The following is a 21,973-nucleotide window of genomic DNA, read 5'->3' as shown; positions in this document are numbered from 1 at the left end:
CGGGAGAAGGACCTGCAACTGTCGGACCCCGCGGGTAGCGTTCGATCCGTGCTTCCAGACGCGGGGACCGTGCCCGCCGTCCCGGGGCCGGAGGGCGGACCGTCCTTCGGCACGTCGGGCGTGGTGGGCCAGGTGTCGGAGCTGCCCGCGGACAGCGCCGAGCTGCGCACCCGCGCGGAGGCCGAGGCCTACGTCGCCTCGGTCTGCTTCAAGCACGGCCCCCCGCGGTACGTGGGCGTGGAGCTCGAATGGCTCCTGCGCCCCGCCGACCCCGCCCGGTCCGCCGAGCTCGCCGACCTGCTCGGTGCGCTCGGGCCGCACGCTCCCGCCCCGCTCGTCCCCGGTTCCCCGGCCGCCCCGCTGCCGCACCGGTCGGTCGTCACCGTCGAACCCGGCGGTCAGATCGAGCTCGCCAGCCCCCCGACGGAGGGCCTCGGCGCCCTGGTCGCCGCCGTCGAGGGCGACGCCGCCGCCCTCCACGCCCGGCTCGCCGCCCGCGGCCTCACCCCCGAACCCCGCGCCGCCGACCCGGTCCGGCCCGCGCGCCGGCTGCTGCAGCTCCCGCGCTACCGCGCCATGGAGCGCGCCTTCGACCGGAACGGCCCGCACGGCCGCAGCGGCATGTGCTCCACCTCGGCCGTCCAGGTCGCGCTCGACGCCGGGGAACGCGCCGACCTCCCCGCCCGCTGGGCGGCGCTCCACGACCTCGGCCCGGTCCTCGTGGCCGCCTTCGCCAACTCCCCACTGCTGCACGGGCGGCGCACCGGCTGGAAGTCCAGCCGCCTGGCCGCCTGGCTGGCGCTGGACCCGGCGCGCACCGCCCCGCCGACGTCGGTCGACGGCGACCCGGCCCGGGCCTGGGCCGAACGCGCGGTCGGGACACCCCTGCTGTGCGTGCGCGGCGCGGGGGAGTGGTCCACCCCGGAGGGCGTGACCTTTGCCGACTGGGTGGCGGGCCGGCTGCCCGGCCGCCGGCCGACGGTCGCCGACCTCGACTACCACATCTCCACCCTGTTCCCGCCCGTCCGGCCCCGCGGGTTCCTCGAGGTCCGGTACGTCGACGGGCAGCAGGGCGCGGACTGGGCGCTGCCGGTCGCCGTGCTCGCGGCGCTCACCGCCCGGCCGGCCGTCGTGGACCGGGTGCGCGAGATCTGCGCGCCGGCCCGGCTGCGCTGGACCTCCGCGGCCCGGCACGGCCTGGAGGACCGGGTCCTCGCCGCGGCCGCGGTCGAGGTGTTCTCCCTGGCCTGCGCCGAACTGCCCGCCCTCGCCCCGCCGCCCGCCCTGCTCGCGCGGCTCGTGGAGGTCACCGAGCGCCGGGTGGCCGCGGGCCGCTGTCCCGCCGACGAGCCGCTGCCCGGGGAGCCGCCCGCCGGCGTCCCCCTCGAGACCCTCGAGATCATCCCGTCCCCGACGGAGGGAGCCTTCCCGTGACGATCACGCCCGAGACCGACCTCGTCGCCGACCCGGAGCAGCTCCGCAGCCACGTCGCGGCCCTGCTGGAGCGGTCCCGCGTCCGGAGCACCGGGCTCACCGACGCGGTCGACGAGACCGACCTGGTCGCCCAGCACTCGCCGCTGATGTCCCCGCTGGTCTGGGACCTCGCGCACATCGGCAGCCAGGAGGAGCTCTGGCTGGTCCGGGACGTCGGCGGACGCGAGCCGTTGCGGCCGGAGATCGACGGGCTGTACGACGCGTTCCGACACAGCCGGGCCAGCCGCGTCGAGCTGCCCCTGCTCACCCCGCCCGAGGCCCGCCGGTACGTCGCCGAGGTGCGCGAGAAGGCGCTCGACGCGCTGGAGCGCAGCCCGCTGCGGGGTCGCCGGCTGGAACACGAGGGCTTCGCCTTCGGCATGATCGTCCAGCACGAGCAGCAGCACGACGAGACCATGCTCGCCACCCACCAGCTGCGGACCGGGGCGCCGGTGCTGCACGCGCCCGAACCACCCGCGGGTCGCCGGCTCGCCGCCCGCGAGGTGCTGGTGCCCGCCGGCGAGTTCACCCGGGGCACGTCCGCCGAGCCGTGGGCGCTGGACAACGAGCGCCCGGCGCACCCGATCACGCTGCCGGCCTTCTGGATCGACACCCACCCGGTGACCAACGGCGAGTACGCCGAGTTCGTCGAGGCCGGCGGCTACACCGACCCGCGCTGGTGGAGCGCGGAGGGCTGGCGGCACCGCACCGCCGAGGGGCTGGCCGCTCCGCAGTTCTGGGAGCGGGACCCGGCGGGCGAGTGGTGGCGGCGCCGGTTCGGCGTCGTCGAGCGCGTGCCGGCGGACGAGCCGGTGGTGCACGTCTGCTTCCACGAGGCGGCGGCCTACGCCCGCTGGGCCGGGAAACGGCTGCCCACGGAGGCGGAGTGGGAGAAGGCCGCCCGCTTCGACCCGGCCACCGGGCGCAGCCGGCGCTACCCGTGGGGGGACGAGGGGCCCACCGAGCGGCACGCCAACCTCGGCCAGCGCCACCTGCGCCCCGCCCCGGTCGGCGCGTACCCCGCGGGGGCGTCGCCGCTCGGCGTCGAGCAGCTGATCGGCGACGTCTGGGAGTGGTGCGACTCGGGCTGGCACCCCTACCCCGGTTTCCGGGCGTTCCCGTACCGCGAGTACTCCGAGGTCTTCTTCGGCGGCGACTACCGGGTCCTGCGGGGCGGCTCCTTCGGCACCGACCCCTCGGCGATCCGCGGCACCTTCCGCAACTGGGACCACCCGGTCCGCCGGCAGATCTTCTCCGGGTTCCGCTGCGCACGGGACGCCTCGCCGGCCGACGTCGCGGACGTCCGTCCCTGACCGTGTGCCGCCACCTGGCCCATCTCGGCCCGCCGACGACGCTGTCCGCGCTGCTGCTGGAGCCGCCGCACGGGCTGCTGCACCAGTCCTACGCCCCCGCCGACATGCGCGGCGGGGGCACGGTCAACGCGGACGGGTTCGGCGCGGGCTGGTACCCGTCGGCCGGCCCGAGCGGGAACGGCCGGTGGCCCGAGCCGGCCCGGTACCGCTCCGCCCAGCCGATCTGGGCGGACGACTCGTTCGCCTCCCTGGCCGCGGCCACCCGCAGCGCCGCCGTGCTCGCCGCCGTCCGGTCGGCGACGACGGGCATGCCGGTCACCCTCACCGCGGCGGCCCCGTTCACGGAGGGTCCGTGGCTGTTCAGCCACAACGGCGTGGTCCGCGGCTGGCCCGGCTCGGTCGCCGCCCTGGCCGGCGAGCTGCCCGTCGTCGACCTGCTGACCCTCGACGCCCCGACGGACGCGGCGCTGCTCTGGGCGCTCGTCCGGCACCGGCTGCGCGCGGGGGAGGACCCGGCGCAGGTGCTGGCCGGGACCGTCCTCGCCGTCGAGGCCGCCGCGCCGGGCTCCCGGCTCAACCTGCTGCTGACGGACGGCAGCACGATCTGGGGCACGGCCTGGGACCACGCGCTGTCGGTCCGGGTGGCCGCGGAGGTGGCCACGGTCGCGTCCGAGCCGACCGACGCGGGGCCGGGCTGGGAGCCGGTCCCGGACCGGCACCTCGTCGTCGCGGCGCCGGGCCGGCTGGACCGGCGGCCGATCGGACCCCCGAGCACCGTGCCGCCCACCGACACCGGGATCCCGGACCGCGGGACCCGCGCGCCCCACCCCTGAGCAGGTCCCCTGCTCGACCGGGTCCGCCCGGACGCACCGCGAGGAGCACGATGATGACCCGGACGAACCGGCCGACCGAGCTCGACGTCCACCTCACCGCGGCCGACGCCGAGGCGGCGCTGCGGGCGGACGCCCGGGTCGGGCTCACCGCCCACCCCAAGGAGCTCCCGCCCAAGTACTTCTACGACGCCCGCGGGAGCGAGCTGTTCGAGAAGATCACCGAGCTCCCCGAGTACTACCCGACGCGCACCGAGCGGGCGCTGCTCGAGGAGTCGGTCGGCGCGATCGCCGAGGCCTCCCGGGCCGACACCGTCGTCGAGCTGGGCTCGGGCTCCTCGGCGAAGACGCGGCTGCTGCTCGACGCATTCGGCGCGGCCGGCACGCTGCGCCGGTACGTCCCGCAGGACGTCAGCGAGGCGGCGCTGCGCGGGGCGCTCGACACCCTCGCGGCGGAGTACCGGCACCTGGAGCTGCACGGCGTGGTCGGCGACTTCACCAAGGACCTCACCGCGCTGCCCGCCGGTGGCCGCCGGATGATCGCCTTCCTCGGCGGCACGATCGGCAACTTGCGCCCCGCCGAGCGGGCGGCGTTCCTCGCCCACGTCCGGTCGGTCCTCGAACCGGGCGAACAGCTGCTGCTGGGTACCGGCCTGGTGATCGACGAGGAGACGCTGGTCGCCGCCTACGACGACGCCGCGGGCGTCACCGCCGAGTTCAACCGCAACGTGCTGCACGTGCTGAACCGGGAGCTGAGCGCCGACTTCGTGCCCGAGGCGTTCGCGCACGTCGCGGCGTGGGACGCGGCGAACGAGTGGATCGAGATGCGGTTGCGGGCGGAGAAGGACATGCGGGTCCGGGTGGCGGGGCTCGATCTCGAGGTGGAGTTCGCCGAGGGCGAGGAGATGCGCACGGAGATCTCGGCGAAGTTCCGGCCCGCGGGCGTGCGCCGGATGCTGGCCGAGGCGGGCTTCGACCTGGTGCGCTGGTGGGCCGACGAGGGCCGCCGCTTCGCCCTCTCCCTGGCCACCGCCGTGTGAAGCGTGCCGAGGGCGCCCTCGACCGCGCCGACGCCGCCGTGAGCAGCGGCTGAACATCCTTCTCCGGTGGTGTCCACACCGGCCCGACCTCCCGTAACGCGGGGGAACGGTCCGCCGAAAGACCCGGGGAACGACCGTCCCTGCCGGCGCGGGCGGATCCCCGCCGCAGGTGGACGCATCGTCGCGCCGTCATGCGCGTTGACGACCCGAACCGGTGACCCCGGCGGCGTCACGCCTCGGCGACCCGATGGAGCGACCGGCGAGGTATTGAGCCGACGGATACTCGTTGTTACTCTAGAGTTAAGTACTGCGGATACCGATCAGGCGTTGAGTTGCGCCGGAAGGAAGCACATCCCCGTGAGCACGGAGTCCGACACCGACCATCGCTCGATCCCCTCCACCGCTCCGGCCCCCGGCCCCGCGCCGGTGACGCACCCCGCCTACGGCACCGCGCTCACCGACACCGGGCTCGGCGCCCACGCGGCCGAGGTGCTCCGGACGAACGACATGGGCGGCTGGACGAAGGCGGCGCCGCTGCTCTACCCGCACCAGTGGAGCTGGGACAGCGCGTTCGTCTCCATCGGGTGGGCGCAGGTCGACGCGCGGCGGGCGATGACCGAGCAGCAGCGGCTGTTCGAGGCGCAGTGGGGCAACGGGATGGTGCCCCAGATCGTGTTCAACCCGCTGGCCGGGCCGGAGTCGTACTTCCCGGACCCCGCGCGCTGGGCGGTGGAGGTGTCTCCGGAGGCTCCCGTGGGGGTCGCCGAGACCAGTGGCATCTGCCAGCCGCCGGTGCACGCCATCGCCGTGGCGCGGATCTGGGAGGTCGCCGCCGGCACGGAGGCGGAGGCGGACGTCCGCACGGAGCTGCGCAGCCTCTTCCCGAAGCTGCTCGCCTGGCACCGGTACCTGGCCGAGAACCGCGACCCGTCGGCGACGGGTCTGGTCACGACCTATCACCCGTGGGAGGGCATCGACAACTCCCCGCGCTGGGACGGCGTGCTCGGCCGGCTCGAGGTCGGCGAGGTCCCGCCCTACACCCGCCGGGATGTCCAGCATGTCGCCGACGCGGGGCAGCGGCCCACCGACGCCCACTACGACCGCTTCCTCTGGCTGCTCGAGCTGCTCAAGCGGTACCGCTACGACGACACCGTGATCCACGAGCGGTACCCCTTCCTGGTCAAGGACGTGTTCTTCAGCTCGGTGCTGATCATGGCGAACCGGGCGCTGTTGGAGGTCGCCGACGTCGTCGGGGCCGCCCATGCCGACCGGGGCACCATCCAGGGCTGGATCGACCGGGCCCGCGCGGGCGTGGCGGCGGCGACCGACGCCGCGAGCGGCATGGTCTACGACCTCGACCTGGGCGCGGACGCGCCGATCGAGGTCGCGACCTTCGCCGGCATGGCCCCGCTGCTCGACGCCGACGCCCCGACGGCGGACCGCGCCCGGGCGCGCGCGCTGTTCGACTCCGAGGCCTTCGCCGGCCACCCGGACCTGCGCTGGGCGATGCTGCCGAGCACCAGCCCGCGCGAGGAGTGCTTCGACCCGCGCAACTACTGGCGCGGCCCGGTCTGGCCGGTCGTCAACTGGCTGTACTGGAAGGGTCTGCGGGACGGCGGCGACACCGCCCGCGCGGCCGCCCTCCGGGAGGCCTCGCTGGCCTCGCTGCGCCACGTCGGCTTCGCCGAGTACTTCGACCCGATGACCGGCGAGGCCCTCGGATCGGCGATGCAGTCCTGGACCGCCGCCGTGGCCCTGGACTGGCTGGCCTCCTGACCCTGTGAGTGCCCACTGCCCCGAGAACGGCAGTAGGTACTCACGACGAGGTCCGGCCTGCGGCTACGCGAACTGTGCCTGGACCAGCAGGGCGAGGGCGGAGGCCGCGGCCAGGCCGAGGACGGCCGGTCGGGTCCAGCCGCGGTCCAGGGTCCGGCGCAGCGGGTTCGACAACAGGAAGCCGGCGATCATGAAGGGGATCAGCACCGCGCCCTGCAGCAGATGCGCCCCGTCGACCTGACCCCCGGCGGCGAGGACGCCGAGCGACAGCAGAGTGCCGAGCGCGAAGTAGGCGCCGAGGGTCGCGCGGACCGTCGCGCCGTGCTCGTTCTGGTACAGCAGCGCGACCGGCGGGCCACCGATCCCGGCCGCCGTGCCCGACACCCCGCTCACGGCTCCGGCCACCAGCAGGGCGGGCCGCGTCGGCCGCAGGTTCAGCCGCACCAGCGACAACGCCACACACACCAGCACGGCGGCGGCCACGAAGCTCGCGAACTCGCGGTAGGGCAGCAGCGCCACCACCGTCACGCCGAGCACCGCGCCCGGGAGGCGCCCGACCAACGCCCATGCCACGCCGCGCCAGTCGGCGTCGTGCCACTCCCGCACCAGCGCGAGCACCGCGTGCGCTCCCGCGAGCACGATCAACGGAACCGGCACGTACGCCGAGTCGAGCAGCGCCAGCAGCGGCGCCGCGACGAGCGCCATCCCGAACCCGACCGTCCCCTGGGTCACCGCGCCCGCCGCCACCACGAGCCCGGCCCACAGCACCACCACCGCTCGACAGTAGGCGGCACGGCCGGCGTCGGCCGACGACCCCCGGCGTTGTGATCGTCGTCCGGGTGCGGTCAGGGTAGTGCCGCCAGCCGCCACCGCACGCGATCACAGCGGTGCGAGGTTGAGGCGGACGACCGGTGATCGTTGTGTGCGTGCGCTCAGGGCTGCCCGACCGGCCGTCACTGCACGGCGATGGTGATCACGGGTGTGCGCGGGCCGAGAACGAACGAAGCCCCGCACCGGACTGGTGCGGGGCCCGTTCTCACAGCTCAGAGGCGGTCGCGCCGGGTGAGTGACCCTTCAGGGGCAGCCGCCACGCACAGGGTCAGGAGTTCAGCATGCCGCGGAGCACGTACTGCAGGATGCCGCCGTTGCGGTAGTAGTCCGCCTCGCCGGGTGTGTCGATGCGGACGACCGCGTCGAACTCCACCTTCCCGCCGTCCGCCTTCGTCGCGGTGACCTTCACGGTGCGCGGGGTGGTGCCCTCGTTCAGCTCGGTGATGCCCGCGATGTCGAAGGTCTCGGTGCCGTCGAGGCCCAGGGACGCGGCCGACTCGCCCGCCGGGAACTGCAGCGGGATCACGCCCATGCCGATGAGGTTCGAGCGGTGGATGCGCTCGAAGGACTCGACGATCACGGCCTTGACACCCAGCAGCGCGGTGCCCTTGGCCGCCCAGTCGCGCGACGAGCCGGAGCCGTACTCCTTGCCGCCCAGCACGACCAGCGGGGTGCCCGCGGCCGCGTAGTTCTGCGCGGCGTCGTAGATGAACGCCTGGGGCGCGCCGTCCTGGGTGAAGTCGCGGGTGTAGCCGCCGGAGACCCCGCCGCTGACGATGGCGTCGAGCAGCTGGTTGCGCAGCCGGATGTTCGCGAACGTGCCGCGGATCATCACCTCGTGGTTGCCGCGCCGCGAGCCGAAGGAGTTGTAGTCCTTGCGCTCCACGCCGTGCTCGTCGAGGTACTGCGCGGCCGGCGTGCCCGGCTTGATCGCACCGGCGGGGGAGATGTGGTCGGTGGTGACCGAGTCCCCGAGCAGCGCGAGCACGCGGGCACCCGAGATGTCCTCGACCGGCGCGGGCTCCGACGCCATGCCCTCGAAGTACGGGGGCTTGCGGACGTAGGTGGACTCCTGGTCCCACTCGAAGGTCTGGCCCTCCGGCGTGGGCAGCGAGCGCCACCGCTCGTCGCCGCGGAAGACGTCCGCGTAGTCCTTGGCGAACATCTCCTCGGTGATGGCGCCGTCGATCGTCGCCTGGACGTCCTCGGCGGACGGCCAGATGTCGCGGAGGTAGACGTCCGTGCCGTCCGTGTCCTTGCCCAGCGCCTGGGACTCGAAGTCGAAGTCCATCGTGCCGGCGAGGGCGTACGCGATGACCAGCGGCGGGGACGCCAGGTAGTTCATCTTGACGTCCGGGTTGATCCGGCCCTCGAAGTTCCGGTTGCCGGACAGCACCGAGACGACGGCGAGATCGGCGTCGTTGACCGCCGCCGAGACCTCCTCGGGCAGCGGGCCCGAGTTGCCGATGCAGGTGGTGCAGCCGTAGCCGACCAGGTGGTAGCCGAGCTTCTCGAGGTACGGCCAGAGGCCGGCCTTCTCGTAGTAGTCGGTGACGACCTGCGAGCCCGGCGCCATCGAGGTCTTGACCCACGGCTTGACCGCGAGGCCCTTGTCGACGGCGTTCTTGGCCAGCAGGGCCGCGCCCAGCATGACCGACGGGTTCGACGTGTTGGTGCAGGAGGTGATCGAGGCGATCACGACGGCGCCGTGGTCGATCTCGAACTCCGCCCCGCCCATGCTGACCGTGGTCGGCTTGCTGACGCGCCCGCCGGAACCGGCCGCGGCGGAGATCGGCGCGTGCGGCTTGCCGGCGTCGCCGTTGCCGTCGTGTGCCGGCGAGGCGGGGTCGCTGGCCGGGAACGACTCCTCGCCGGCCTCGTCGACCGTGGAGCCCGACGACGCGGCGTCGTCCGGGTCGGTCTGGTCCGGCGTGGAGGCGTAGTCCACCAGGGACGAGCGGAAGGCCTCCTTGGCCTGCGACAGCTCGATGCGGTCCTGCGGGCGCTTCGGGCCGGCGATCGACGGGACGACCGTCGACAGGTCCAGCTCGAGGGTCTCGGAGTACCGCGGCTCGGCCTTCGGGTCGTGCCAGAGGCCCTGCTCCTTGGCGTAGGCCTCGACCAGGGCGACCTGCTCGGCGGAGCGGCCGGTGAGCTTGAGGTACCGGACGGTCTCGTCGTCGATCGGGAAGATCGCGGCGGTGGAGCCGAACTCCGGGCTCATGTTGCCGATGGTGGCGCGGTTGGCCAGCGGCACGGCGCCGACGCCCTCGCCGTAGAACTCGACGAACTTGCCGACCACGCCCTGCTTGCGCAGCATCTCGGTGATCGTGAGCACCACGTCCGTGGCGGTGGCACCCGGCGGGATCTCGCCGGTGAGCTTGAAGCCCAGCACCTTCGGGATGAGCATCGACACCGGCTGGCCGAGCATCGCGGCCTCGGCCTCGATGCCGCCGACGCCCCACCCCAGCACGCCCAGGCCGTTGACCATCGTGGTGTGCGAGTCGGTGCCGACCAGGGTGTCCGGGTAGGCCTGGCCGCCGCGGGCCATCACGGTGCGGGCCAGGTGCTCGATGTTGACCTGGTGCACGATGCCGGTGCCCGGCGGGACGACCTTGAACTCGTCGAACGCCCCCTGGCCCCAGCGCAGGAACTGGTAGCGCTCCTTGTTGCGCTCGTACTCGAACTCGACGTTGCGCTCGAAGGCGTCCGGCCGGCCGAAGACGTCGATGATCACCGAGTGGTCGATGACCAGCTCGGCGGGCGCGAGCGGGTTGACCTTCGAGGGGTCGCCGCCCATCTCGGTCACGGCCTCGCGCATGGTCGCCAGGTCGACGACGCACGGGACGCCGGTGAAGTCCTGCATGATCACGCGCGCGGGCGTGAACTGGATCTCGGTGTCGGGCTCGGCCTTCGGGTCCCAGTTCGCCAGTGCGCGGATGTGGTCGGCGGTGACGTTGGCACCGTCCTCCGTGCGCAGCAGGTTCTCCAGCAGCACCTTGAGGCTGTAGGGCAGTTTCTCCGAGCCCTCGACGGCCGAAAGCCGGAAGATCTCGTACTCGCTGCCCCCGACCCCGAGGGTCCCCTTGGCTCCGAAGCTGTCGGTACTGGCCACTGTCGGCTCTCCTCCTGGTGGCGTGGTGGGCGCGTCTTCTCGGGTGTCCCGCGGGAGTCTCGCGCACCGTGGGCTCCACGGCAGGGCGACCCCCGTCCCGCCCCAAACAGTACGCCTGTCCTATATACGCGGTCGAGGCAGGGGGTCGCAGGTCACGGGCGTACCCCGAAACCGGCCCGGGAAAGACCGGTGGACGCGCGACGGCCGGCGCCGCGGGAGGCGCCGCGGGCCGGCGGGCCGGGCGGGCTCGGCAGGGGTGGGCCGGGCGTCAGCCGCCGGCGATCAGGGCGTCGAGGTCGCCGGGCCGCAGGGCGCCGAGGAGGTCCGTGGAGAGCCGCACCACGGTCCGGCCGGGGGCGACGTACCAGGACCCGCCGTCCTCGGTGGTCACCACCTTGACGTCGAGCACCGCGGTGGCCAGCCGCGGGACCAGCTGCCGGACCGCGGGCGAGGTGCCCACCTGGGCGCCGACGAGCCAGCCGAGCTGGTTCGCGCACAGTCGGGGCGGGGCGCCCGCGACCCCGCTGATCGTCAGGCAGTCGCCGGTGCGGGTCAGGGTGACCCGGGTGCCGGCGCCGTCGTCGACGGTCAGGCTCGCCAGCGAGAGCGCGGTGCGGCCGCGGACGTCGGTCTCGGTGGTCTGCAGGTCGACGATCCGCGCACCGGTCGACCGGGAGCCGGCCGCGCCGTCGACGAGGGCGGGCCCGGCATCGTGCAGGGCGGCCATCTCGACCGGGTCGGTCAGCTCGATCACGCGGCGGAGGTCGGCGTCGAGCGCGGCCTGCAGCAGACCGCGGACGGCCTCCCCGGCGCTGCCGGCGCCCCGGGCGTCGATCGACGTCGTGGGCCAGGGCTCCCCGGCGTCCTGCAGCGCGTGGTCGGCCGCGGTGTACAGACCGCTGACGTACCACTCGCCCTCGACCCGCACGGTGGCGATCCGGATCGGTCCACCCTGTTCGCGCACCACCTGGGCGATGTCGATCGTCTGCGGGAGGCCCGAGGGCGGGGTGCCGCCCGGGTGGACCTTCGCCGTGAAGGAGTCGGTGAACGGCAGGTCCGCCGGGTCCCGGGTGGTCGTGATCGTGCCCGCGACCAGCTTGGTGATCGTCACGTCCGGGCGGACCTGCTCGGCGGCCGCCTCGTCGAAGCGCAGCCCGGAGAAGGTCACCGCGTCGAGGGTCGCATCGGCCCGGATGCCGGGGCGCAGGACGTCGAGGCGCTGCAGTTCGGAGGTGAGCACCGAGCCGAGGTCGGTGAGCAGGGTGGCCTCGTTCGGTGCGATCCGGGTGTAGGCGCGCAGGTGGTCGCGGCCCTCCAGGTCCTCGGCCAGCGCCGTGACGACGCCGTTCGGGCTGCTCGCGCCGCCGCTGCCGCCGAGCAGTGCCCACGCGGCCACGCCGCCGGCCAGCAGCACCAGCACCAGTACCGCGACGATCGCGGTGACCAGCGGCCGGCGGCGCCTCCGGCGTGGCGCGCCACCGGCTTCCCGACCCGGCGGTGGGCCCCACGCCCGCGGCTGCCCGGCGCCGCCGTACGGACCGTCCGGGTACTGCTGGGCCTGCGGGTACTGGTGGGCCTGCGGGTACTGGTCGGCCCGCGGGTACTGCTGGGTCTGCGGGTACTGCGGGGCCGGGTACTGCGGGGCCGGGTGCCGCCCGGCCGGATCCCCGGAACCCGGCGCGACCGGCCGGTGTCCGCCGTCGCTCACTGTTCCCACCCCTCGTCGGGCACCCCGGGACCGGATGCATCGGCGAGGATCATGGTGGATGCGCCGGCATCCGAACAGGGTGGAGCACCGGGACGGGCTCCTCCGTCCGGAGCAGTGCCCGGCCCGGACAGCACGCCCGCCGTCCTCCGAGTGGTGGAAGTTGCCCCGGGGTACCGGCGTGGCGACCGGGCGTGACGACCCGGCGCTGCCAAGGTGCCCGACGACGTAGTCGATCACCGGTGGGAGGCGAGCGGTGCGGTTCGCGCGGGGACTCCTGCTCGTCCTGCTCGTCACCCTGCTCGCGGCCACGTCGGTGGCGACCGCCGGCGCTGCGCCCGACCCGACCCCGCCGCCGAACCCGAGCAACGAGGACCTCCGGCGCAGCCGGGACGCGGTGGACGACCGGGCCGCGGAGGTCGCCCGGTTGACCCGGCGGCTCGGCGAGCTCCGGGCCGAGGCGGAGGAGCTGCAGATCCAGGTGGCGGAGCAGCACGAGTCCGCCAACCAGGCGCTCGACGTGCTCACCGCCGCCCGGACCGAGGCGGACGCCGCCGCGGACCGGGCGAGAACGGCCCGCGCCCGGACCGACGCGGCGGGCAAGGCCGTCGACGCCGCGCGCACCCGGCTCGACGACTTCGTGGCCGGCACCTACTCCCAGGGCCTCGACCTCGGGCCGATCGGGCTGCTCACGACCGCGACCGGGCCCCAGGACCTCGTCGACCGGGCCCAGCTCACCGACGCGCTCGCCCAGCAGCAGGCGTCCGCGCTCGACGGGCTGGAGCGGGCGCGCGTGCAGCAGGCCAATGCCGACTCCCTCGCGCGGAAGGCGCAGGACGAGGCCGAGGAGCGCCGGCGGGCGGCCGCCGACGCCAAGGTCGCCGCCGACCGGGCCCTCGCCGGGGCGCAGCAGGCGGCGAGCGAGCAGGCGCAGCGGTTGCAGGCGGTCGCCGCGGAGCAGGCGGACGTCCAGGCCCGGCTCGACGCCGCGGAGAACGCCGACGCCGGCCTGCGCGCCCAGCGGCAGCGGTTCCAGGACTGGCAGCGCGCGCAGGCGGCGGCCGAGGCCGCCCGGCAGCGCGCCGCCCGCGAGGAGGCGGCGGCCCGGGCCGCCGCGGCGGCGCCGCCCTCGGCGCGCCGCACCGGCACCGCGTCCGCGCAGACGGTGATCGACCGGGCCATGTCGCAGCTCGGCGTGACCTACGCCTGGGGCGGCGGCACGGCCCGCGGCCCGTCGCGCGGGATCCGCGACGGCGGCGTCGCCGACAGCTACGGCGACTACCGCAAGGTGGGCTTCGACTGCTCGGGGCTGATGCTCTACGCCTTCGCCGGCGTCGGGGTGAACCTGCCACGCTACAGCGGCAACCAGCACGCCTACGGCCAGCAGGTCCCGCTCGCCCGGATGCGGCCCGGCGACATGCTGTCCTGGGCCCGCAACGGCCGCGTCTACCACATCGCCCTCTACATCGGGAACGGGAGGATGATCGAGGCGCCGTACTCCGGTGCCTCGGTGAAGATCTCCCCGGTGCGGTACTCGGGCGGGCTCCTGCCCACCGTCTCCCGGGTGATCTAGGCCGGCCGTCTCGCCGGCTCCCGCCCACCCCGCTCACCGGTAGTTCACGGACCGTCCGGTGTGATGGGGCGGTGAGCGTGCAGCCTTCCCCCGACCCGACGCCGCCGTCCGGTACCCCCGCAGCTCCCGTACCGACGCCGAAGGACGACGCGGAGCTCCTCGAGCGCGCGGTCTTCGAGATCAAGCGGGTCATCGTGGGCCAGGACCGGCTGGTCGAGCGCATGCTCGTCGGGCTGCTCGCGAAGGGTCACCTGCTGCTGGAGGGTGTCCCGGGCGTGGCGAAGACCCTCGCCGTGGAGACCGTCGCCACGGTCGTCGGCGGCACGTTCGCGCGCCTGCAGTTCACCCCGGACCTGGTCCCCTCGGACATCCTCGGCACCCGGATCTACCGGCAGGGCCGCGAGGAGTTCGACGTCGAGCTGGGCCCGGTCGTCGCCAACTTCGTGCTGGCGGACGAGATCAACCGCGCCCCGGCGAAGGTCCAGTCGGCGATGCTCGAGGTCATGGCCGAGCGGCACCTGTCGATCGGCGGCCGCACCTTCCCGATGCCCGACCCCTTCCTGGTCCTGGCCACCCAGAACCCGATCGAGAACGAGGGCGTCTACCCGCTGCCCGAGGCGCAGCGGGACCGGTTCCTCTTCAAGATCATCGTGGAGTACCCGGGGGTCGAGGAGGAGCGCGAGATCGTCTACCGGATGGGCGCGGTGCCGCCGGTGGCCGAGCAGGTCATGGAGCCGGCGGAGCTGGTCCGCCTGCAGGGCGCGGCCTCGCAGGTCTTCGTGCACCACGCCCTCGTCGACTACGTGGTGCGGCTGGTGGTGGCCACCCGTACCCCGGCCGACCACGGGCTGGCCGACATCGCGGGCTGGGTCTCCTACGGCGCGTCCCCGCGCGCGACACTCGGCACCGTGGCCGCCGCCCGCGCTCTCGCCCTGGTCCGCGGCCGGGACTACGTGCTCCCGCAGGACGTCCTCGACGTCGCACCGGACGTGCTGCGGCACCGCCTCGTGCTGTCCTACGACGCCGTCGCCGACCAGGTGCCGATGGACCACATCCTGCAGCGCGTGCTGCAGACCGTGCCCCTGCCGCAGGTCACCGCCCGTCCGCAGGTCCAGCCGTCCGCCCCGGCGGCCCCGAGCGCCGCCTACCCGCCGGCGCCCGGTCCGTCGTGACCGCCCCCGCGCGCCCGGGACACCCCGGCCCGCCGTCCTTGCGCGGGGGCAACCTCGAGGCGGCCCTGCGCAGCCTCGAGCTCAGCGTCCGCGGCCGGCTCGACGGGCTGTTGCAGGGCAACCACCTCGGCCTGCTGCCCGGGCCCGGGTCGGAACCCGCGGAGGCACGGCCCTACCGGGCGGGCGACGACGTCCGGCGGATGGACTGGGCGGTCACCGCGCGGACCACCGAGCCCCACGTCCGCGAGACCGTCGCCGACCGCGAGCTGGAGACCTGGGTCGTCGTCGACCTGTCGCCGAGCCTGGACTTCGGCACCGCGACCTGCGAGAAGCGCGACCTGGCGGTGGCCGCGCTGGCCGCGGTCGCCCACCTGACCCGCGGGGGCGGGAACCGGATCGGCGCGATCGTCTCCACCGGCGCGCAGACCGTGCGGATCCCGGCGCGCGGCGGGCTCGCGCACACCCGCAGCGTGGTGCGCCGCGTCGCCGAGGTGCCCCGGGCGGGCGACGGCACCCGCGGCGACCTCACCGCCGCCCTCGAGCAGCTGCGCCGGCCGCCGCGGCGGCGCGGCCTGGCCGTGGTGGTCTCGGACTTCCTGGGCGAGCCGGAGTGGGAGCGGTCGCTGCGCGGCCTCGGGGCCCGGCACGACCTGCTCGCCGTCGAGGTGCTCGACCCGCGCGAGCTGGACCTGCCCGACGTCGGCACGGTCGTCCTCGCCGACCCGGAGACCGGCCGGCAGCGCGAGGTCGAGACCACGCCGCTGCTGCGCCGCGAGTACGCCGCGGCCGCCTCGGCGCACCGGGACCGGGTCGCCGAGGCGCTGCGCCGCTGCGGGGCCGGCCACCTGCGGCTGCGCACGGACTCGGACTGGATCTCCGACGTCGTCCGGTTCGCGCTGGCCCGCAAGCGGACCTGGTCGGGAGGCGGGCGGTGACCTTCGCGTCCCCGTGGTGGCTGCTCGGGCTGCTCGTCGTGGCCGCGCTGGTGGCCGGGTACCTCCTGCTGCAGCGCCGCCGGCGCCGGGACGTCGTGCGGTTCACCAACCTCGAACTGCTGGAGAAGGTCGCCCCGAAGCGGCCCGGCTGGTACCGCCACCTGCCCGCGGCGGCGCTGATCACCGCGCTCGCGGTGCTGACCGTCGCCCTGGCCGGCCCGCAGGCGGAGGCCAAGGTGCCGCGCAACCGGGCGACCGTGATGCTGGTGATCGACGTGTCGCTGTCGATGCAGGCCACGGACGTCGAGCCCACCCGGCTCGCGGCCGCGCAGGCCGCCGCCAAGGCGTTCGCCGACCAGCTGACGCCCGGGATCAACCTCGGGCTCGTCTCGTTCGCGGGCACCGCCGCGGTGCTCGTCTCGCCGACCACGGACCGCCTCGCCGTCAAGCGCGCGGTGGACGGCCTGAAGCTGTCCGAGTCCACCGCGACCGGCGAGGCGATCTTCGCGTCGATGCAGTCGATCGAGTCGTTCTCCCGGTCGGTGGCGGCGACGGGGGGCGCCGGTCCGGAGGAGGCGCCCCCGCCCGCTCGCGTCGTGCTGATGAGCGACGGTAAGCAGACCGTGCCCGGCCCGGACGGGGAGAACGAGCCGCGCGGCGCCTTCACCGCCGCCCGGCAGGCCGCCGAGGCCGAGATCCCGGTCTCGACGATCTCGTTCGGCACCGAGTACGGGACGATCGACATCGAGGGCGGCCGCACCCGCGTCGCCGTCGACGACGCCTCGATGAAGCAGATCGCCGACCTCTCCGGCGGGCAGTTCTTCACCGCGGCGAGCGAGGACGAGCTGCGCCGGGTCTACGACGACCTGTCCGAGCAGATCGGCTACGAGGTGCGCCGGGTCGACACCAGCAAGCCCTGGCTCGCCGGCGGGGCGCTGCTGCTCGTGGTCGGCCTGGGCAGCGGGCTGCTGCTGGGGCGCCGGCTGCCGTGACGCGTGCCGCGGGCCCCGGTGGGCGCGTGCACTAGGTTCTGAGCCCGTGGGTAGGAGCGTGCTGGTCACCGGAGGAAACCGCGGCATCGGCCTGGCGATCGCGGAGGCGTTCGCGGCCCAGGGGGACCAGGTGGCGGTGACGTACCGCAGCTCGGCGGAGGGGCTCCCGGGGGAGCTGCTGCCGGTGCAGTGCGACGTCACGGACGCCGCCGCCGTCGACGCCGCGTTCACGACCGTCGAGGAGAAGCACGGGCCGGTCCAGGTCCTCGTCTCCAACGCCGGGATCACGGACGACGGTCTGCTGATGCGGATGAGCGAGGACTCGTTCACCTCGGTGCTCGACGCGAACCTCACCGCCGCCTACCGGGTCGCGAAGCGCGCCTCCCGCGGGATGCTCAAGGCCAGGGGCGGACGGATGATCTTCATCTCGTCGGTGGTCGGCCTGCTGGGCAGCGCGGGCCAGGTCAACTACGCAGCGTCGAAGGCGGGCCTGGTCGGGCTGGCCCGTTCGGTCGCGCGCGAGCTGGGCTCGCGCGGCATCACCGCCAACGTCGTCGCCCCCGGCTTCGTCGACACCGAGATGACCCGCGCGCTGTCCGACGAGCGGCGGGCGGAGATCACCACGCAGGTCCCACTGGGCCGGTACGCCTCCGTCGAGGAGATCGCCTCGGCCGTCACCTGGCTCGGCTCGGAGCAGGCCGGCTACGTCACCGGGGCGGTCATCCCGGTCGACGGCGGCCTCGGCATGGGCCACTAGAACTCCCCGACACACGCGAGGAAAGGGTCCTGATGGGACTGCTCGAGGGCAAGAAGCTGCTGGTCACCGGCGTGATCACGGACGCGTCGCTGGCGTTCCACGCGGCGAAGATCGCGCAGGAGCAGGGCGCGGAGGTCGTGCTCACCGGCTTCGGCCGGATGCGGCTGGTGGAGCGGATCGCGCAGCGACTGCCGAAGCCCGCCCCGGTCGTCGAACTCGACGTGAGCAACCAGGAGCAGCTGGACTCCCTGGTCGAGCGGGTGTCCCCGCACCTCGCCGCGACCGGGGGGGACTCGCCGAAGCTCGACGGCGTGCTGCACTCGATCGGCTTCGCCCCGGCCTCCTGCCTGGGTGAGGGCGCCTTCCTCACCGCGCCGTGGGAGGACGTCGCCACGACGATCCAGGTCAGCGCCTACTCGTTCAAGTCGCTGTCGACGGCACTGCTGCCGCTGCTCGGACCGGGCGCGTCGATCGTCGGGATGGACTTCGACAACCGGCAGGCCTGGCCGGCCTACGACTGGATGGGCGTCGCCAAGTCCACGCTCGAGTCCGTCACCCGCTACCTCGCCCGGGACCTCGGTCCGAAGGGCATCCGGGTCAACCTGGTCGCAGCCGGGCCGGTGAAGACGATGGCCGCCAAGTCCATCCCGGGCTTCGCCGCGTTCGAGGACAACTGGGACGGGCGCGCCCCACTGGGCTGGGACGTCTCCGACCCCGTGCCGGTCGCCAAGACGATCTGCGCGCTGCTCTCGGACTGGCTGCCCGCCACCACCGGATCCATGGTCTGGGCGGACGGCGGGTTCCACGCCATCGGGGTGTGACGGGCGGGGCCACGGCGCCCACGGTTGAATGACGCCGTGAGTTCCTCGACCGCACCGTACGACGCGCTGCTCCTGCTCTCCTTCGGCGGCCCCGAGGGGCCGGCGGAGGTGCGCCCCTTCCTCGAGAACGTGGTGCGCGGGCGCGGGGTGCCGCCGGAGCGGCTCGACGCCGTCGAGGAGCACTACCGGCACTTCGGCGGCGTCTCGCCGATCAACGCCCGCAACCGCGAGCTGATCGCGGCGATCCGCGAGCGGACCGACCTGCCGGTGTACTTCGGCAACCGCAACTGGCACCCGATGGTCGAGGACACCGTCGCCGAGATGACCCGCGACGGGGTGCGCAACGCGCTGGTCTTCGCCACCAGCGCCTACGGCGGCTACTCGGCCTGCCGGCAGTACGACGACGACATCGCCCGCGCCCGCGCCGCCGTCGGCGAGGGGGCGCCGCACCTCACCAAGCTGCGGCACTTCTTCGACCACCCGCTGTTCGTGCGGGCCAACGCCGACGCCGTGCGCGCCGCGCTGGCGACGGTCCCCGAGGGAGCCCGGGTCGTGTTCACCGCGCACTCCGTCCCGGTGGCCGCCGACGCCGCAGCCGGCGTGCCGGAGGAGGGCGGGCACCGCTACTCGCGGCAGGTCGCGGAGGTGGCCCGGCTGGTCGCGGCGGAGCTGGGCCTCGGCGAGTACGACGTCGTGTGGCAGTCCCGCTCCGGACCGCCGCAGGTGCCGTGGCTGGAACCCGACGTCGTCGACCACGTCGAGGCCCTGCACGCCAAGGGCATCGACGGCGTGGTCGTGGCGCCCGTCGGGTTCGTCTCCGACCACGTCGAGGTCGTCTGGGACCTGGACAACGAGGCCGCGGCGAAGGCGGGGGAGCTGGGCATGGCCTTCGCCCGCGCCGCCACCGCCGGGCCGGACCCGCGGTTCGCGGACATGGTGGTCGAGCTCATGGCCGAGCACCTCGACGGGTCCCCTGCCCGGGGACTGGGATCGGTTCCCCGCGCGGGCTGCACGGTCGACGGCGCGCCCTGCGCGGTGGACTGCTGCGCGCCCGTCCGACGCTCGACGCGCTAGACCGGACGGTCGAACCTTCCCGATTTCACCCGCCGGGGACGATGCGGACCCCGCTTCCGTTTGCCGGTCCGTCCCGTTCTCGCCACCGTACCGATATGACCGGGATGCTCCTCGCCCAGCCCACCGACCCTCCGGGCGGCGCGATCGAATCGCTCGAGAACGCGATCAACGCCGTGTTCGACCCGGTCGCCGCGGGGTTGTCGTCGTTCGTGTTCGCCGAGGTCACGATCGGGGACGTCTCGTTCCCGTGGATCGTGGCCTGGCTCGTCGTCGCGGCGGCGATCTTCACGGTCTACTTCGGGTTCGTGCAGTTCCGTTCCCTGCGGCTGTCCATGAAGCTGTTGCGCGGCAAGTACACCCGCGACGACGACCCGGGCGAGATCACCCACTTCCAGGCGCTCAGCTCGGCCGTGTCCGGCACCGTGGGGCTGGGCAACATCGCCGGCGTGGGCGTGGCGGTCACCATCGGCGGGGCGGGGGCGACGTTCTGGATGATCGTCGCCGGCCTGCTCGGGATGTGCACGAAGTTCGTCGAGTGCACGCTCGGCGTGAAGTACCGCGACGTGCACCCGGACGGCACCGTGTCCGGCGGCCCGATGCACTACCTGCGCAAGGGGGTCGCGGAGCGGTTCCCCGGCGTGACCGGCAAGGTCGTCGGGCGGGTCCTCGCCGCCGGCGCCGCCGCGATGATCCTGTTCTTCGGGGTCGCGGGCGGGAACATGTTCCAGGCGAACCAGACCTTCGCGCAGCTGCAGTCGGTGACCGGCGGTGACGACGGCGCGCTCGGGTCGGCCACCGCCTCGTTCACCTTCGGCATCGTGCTGGCGCTCGTCGTCGGGCTGGTCGTGTTCGGCGGCGTCACGATGATCGGGCGGGTGACCAGCCGGCTCGTCCCGGCCATGGCCATCATCTACGTCGCCGCGTGCCTGGTGGTCATCGTCGTCAACATCACCCAGGTGCCGGCGGCCATCGCGGCGATCTTCGCCGGCGCCTTCAGCCCGGAGGGGGTCGTCGGCGGCGCGATCGGCGCCCTGATCGTCGGCTTCCAGCGGGCCGCGTTCTCCAACGAGGCGGGCCTCGGCTCGGCGCCGATCGCGCACTCCGCGGTCAAGACCCGTCACCCGGTGACCGAGGGTTTCGTCGCGCTCGTCGAGCCGTTCGTGGACACCGTCGTCATCTGCACGATGACCGCGCTGACGATCGTCATCGCCGGCACGCCGTACTGGCGGGACGCGCAGGCCACGGCCTTCGCCAGCGGCGGCGAGGAGACCCCGGACGGCGTCCTGGTCACCTCGAACGCCTTCGAGACCGTCATCCCCTGGTTCCCCTACGTACTCACGCTGGCGGTCGCGCTGTTCGCGATCTCCACGATCATCACGTGGGGCTACTACGGGCAGAAGGCCTGGACCTACCTGTTCGGGCGCAGCACCGTCAGCGAGCGGCTCTACCAGGTGGTCTTCACCCTGTTCGTCGTGGCCGGCTCGGTGCTCACCCTCGGCGCGGTGCTCGACTTCGCCGACGCGGTGCTCTTCCTGCTCGCGCTGTTCAACATCGCGGGCCTCTACCTGCTGGCCCCGGTGGTGAAGCGGGAGGTGAAGGACTTCCGGGCGAAGCTGCGGTCCGGTGAGATCAGCGAGGTGGCGCCGGCCGGTGCCGCCCGGAGCGAGGAGCACCGGACGTGAGTGGTCACGGGGTGGGGGCGTAGGTGCGGACGGCCTCGGCGACCGCGGCGCGGCGGGCGACCCGGACCGCGGAGTCCAACGGGCGCAGGGCCTCCCGGCGGGCGGTGGCGGCGGAGGCCGACAGCGCGCCGCCGGGCTCGTCGGCGGAGGCCGCGACGAGGATCGCCTCCACCTCGTCGGCCTGCTGCAGCACCCGCAGCGCGCGCCCCGGCATCCCCGCCGGCCAGTGCGCCACCGGGCGGGCGCGCAGGGCGGCGGCGATCTCCTCACGGACCCCGGGCCGGTGCCGCGCGACGCCGAGATCGGTGAGGATCGACGCCGACTCCCGCACCTGCGACCGCAGCTCCCGCTCGGCCTCGGCCAGCGGCACGTACTCGGCGGGCGGCACCGGGGCCGGGACCGTGTGCACGGTCCAGCGCAGCACGCCGTCGGCGATCGGGCTGGGCACCACGCCCAGCCCCGCCTCGGGGTAGAGCACCCCCTCGCCGGCGGTGAGGGCGGCCCGGCTGAAGGCGCCCGGGCCGGGCAGGCCGCGGACGTCTCCGGGTGCCGGCAGCACGAGTCGGCCCGCGCCGCGCGGGCCACGGCGCAGGGCCGCGAGCAGGAAGGTCGGCGACGAGACGGGGGACCCCGGGGCGGGGAGGTCCGTGGCGGCGGCGGTGGCCTCGTCGGCGGCGACGACGTCGTGCGCCTCGGCCCACGGCGTGAGCGCGTCGAGCACGTCGTCGGCGGCGGCGGACCCGGCCAGCCAGGCGGACGACCACACGGCGAACGTGGCGGAGGAGCCCGGGGGCGGAGCCTGGGGAGCCGGCCATGAGGAGGACACGACCGCCAGGCTAACCACGGCCGAACCGAACCCGGCCTCTGCCGTGCGGGTGACGCTG

17 protein-coding genes are annotated in these 21,973 nt (G+C 74.3%); 13 read left to right on the top strand and 4 right to left on the bottom strand.

Annotated features, from left to right (window positions below):
* Positions 1-48: 48 nt before the first annotated feature.
* The 5 genes from egtA to ggh all read left to right on the top strand — a co-directional run bounded on the left by egtA (position 49) and on the right by ggh (position 6,432).
* Positions 49-1,434, top strand: coding sequence for an ergothioneine biosynthesis glutamate--cysteine ligase EgtA (gene egtA, locus ACL02T_RS14350; protein WP_412831190.1), 1,386 nt, complete (start codon positions 49-51; stop codon positions 1,432-1,434).
* A gap of 2 nt (positions 1,435-1,436) precedes the next feature.
* Positions 1,437-2,786, top strand: a complete 1,350-nt coding sequence (gene egtB / locus ACL02T_RS14345) for an ergothioneine biosynthesis protein EgtB (RefSeq protein ID WP_412831289.1) — start codon at positions 1,437-1,439, stop codon at positions 2,784-2,786.
* 2 nt (positions 2,787-2,788) lie between these two features.
* Positions 2,789-3,619, top strand: a complete 831-nt coding sequence (gene egtC / locus ACL02T_RS14340; RefSeq protein ID WP_412831189.1) for an ergothioneine biosynthesis protein EgtC — start codon at positions 2,789-2,791, stop codon at positions 3,617-3,619.
* Positions 3,620-3,669: 50 nt separating this feature from the next.
* A complete protein-coding gene (gene egtD, locus ACL02T_RS14335; protein ID WP_412831188.1) occupies positions 3,670-4,656 on the top strand; it encodes an L-histidine N(alpha)-methyltransferase in 987 nt (328 codons plus the stop codon).
* Between the two features lie 357 nt (positions 4,657-5,013).
* A complete protein-coding gene (gene ggh, locus ACL02T_RS14330; RefSeq protein ID WP_412831187.1) occupies positions 5,014-6,432 on the top strand; it encodes a glucosylglycerate hydrolase in 1,419 nt (472 codons plus the stop codon).
* A gap of 63 nt (positions 6,433-6,495) precedes the next feature.
* On the opposite strand, the gene ACL02T_RS14325 is transcribed toward ggh, so the two are convergent.
* The 3 genes from ACL02T_RS14325 to ACL02T_RS14315 form a co-directional block, all read right to left on the bottom strand.
* Complete coding sequence (locus tag ACL02T_RS14325; RefSeq protein ID WP_412831186.1) at positions 6,496-7,206, bottom strand: TSUP family transporter; 711 nt, start codon at positions 7,204-7,206, stop codon at positions 6,496-6,498.
* Positions 7,207-7,531: 325 nt separating this feature from the next.
* Entirely contained in the window at positions 7,532-10,378 is a 2,847-nt protein-coding gene (locus ACL02T_RS14320) for an aconitate hydratase (RefSeq protein ID WP_412831185.1), read from the bottom strand.
* 268 nt (positions 10,379-10,646) lie between these two features.
* Complete coding sequence (locus tag ACL02T_RS14315) at positions 10,647-12,086, bottom strand: flagellar basal body protein FliL (protein WP_412831184.1); 1,440 nt, start codon at positions 12,084-12,086, stop codon at positions 10,647-10,649.
* Between the two features lie 253 nt (positions 12,087-12,339).
* Between ACL02T_RS14315 and ACL02T_RS14310 the strand changes: the two genes are divergently transcribed.
* From ACL02T_RS14310 to ACL02T_RS14275, 8 genes are all read left to right on the top strand, one after another.
* Positions 12,340-13,656, top strand: coding sequence for an NlpC/P60 family protein (locus ACL02T_RS14310; protein WP_412831183.1), 1,317 nt, complete (start codon positions 12,340-12,342; stop codon positions 13,654-13,656).
* A 77-nt stretch (positions 13,657-13,733) separates the two neighbouring features.
* Positions 13,734-14,828: an AAA family ATPase gene (locus ACL02T_RS14305; RefSeq protein ID WP_412831288.1), complete on the top strand. Its 1,095-nt coding sequence runs from the start codon at positions 13,734-13,736 to the stop codon at positions 14,826-14,828.
* The gene (locus tag ACL02T_RS14300; RefSeq protein WP_412831182.1) at positions 14,825-15,763 is read left to right on the top strand and encodes a DUF58 domain-containing protein; all 939 of its coding nucleotides are present in this window, start codon (positions 14,825-14,827) and stop codon (positions 15,761-15,763) included. Before ACL02T_RS14305 ends, ACL02T_RS14300 begins: the two co-directional genes overlap by 4 nt.
* The gene (locus tag ACL02T_RS14295; RefSeq protein ID WP_412831181.1) at positions 15,760-16,755 is read left to right on the top strand and encodes a VWA domain-containing protein; all 996 of its coding nucleotides are present in this window, start codon (positions 15,760-15,762) and stop codon (positions 16,753-16,755) included. Before ACL02T_RS14300 ends, ACL02T_RS14295 begins: the two co-directional genes overlap by 4 nt.
* A 46-nt stretch (positions 16,756-16,801) precedes the next feature.
* Positions 16,802-17,512, top strand: a complete 711-nt coding sequence (gene fabG / locus ACL02T_RS14290; RefSeq protein ID WP_412831180.1) for a 3-oxoacyl-ACP reductase FabG — start codon at positions 16,802-16,804, stop codon at positions 17,510-17,512.
* Between the two features lie 32 nt (positions 17,513-17,544).
* Positions 17,545-18,333, top strand: coding sequence for an enoyl-ACP reductase FabI (gene fabI, locus ACL02T_RS14285; RefSeq protein ID WP_412831179.1), 789 nt, complete (start codon positions 17,545-17,547; stop codon positions 18,331-18,333).
* Between the two features lie 36 nt (positions 18,334-18,369).
* Positions 18,370-19,407, top strand: coding sequence for a ferrochelatase (locus ACL02T_RS14280; protein ID WP_412831178.1), 1,038 nt, complete (start codon positions 18,370-18,372; stop codon positions 19,405-19,407).
* A 104-nt stretch (positions 19,408-19,511) separates the two neighbouring features.
* Entirely contained in the window at positions 19,512-21,089 is a 1,578-nt protein-coding gene (locus tag ACL02T_RS14275; protein ID WP_412831287.1) for an alanine/glycine:cation symporter family protein, read from the top strand.
* A gap of 4 nt (positions 21,090-21,093) precedes the next feature.
* Here the strand turns inward: ACL02T_RS14275 and ACL02T_RS14270 are convergent, their stop codons facing one another.
* On the bottom strand, positions 21,094-21,915 hold the full coding sequence (locus tag ACL02T_RS14270; RefSeq protein WP_412831177.1) for an Rv1486c family protein: 822 nt from the start codon (positions 21,913-21,915) through the stop codon (positions 21,094-21,096).
* Between the last annotated feature and the right edge of the window lie 58 nt (positions 21,916-21,973).

The organism is Pseudonocardia oceanicola (assembly GCF_047200735.1).
Lineage (GTDB): Bacteria > Actinomycetota > Actinomycetes > Mycobacteriales > Pseudonocardiaceae > Pseudonocardia.
Note: the sequence above shows the minus strand (reverse complement) of the source record. Positions and strands in the feature narration are given on the sequence as shown.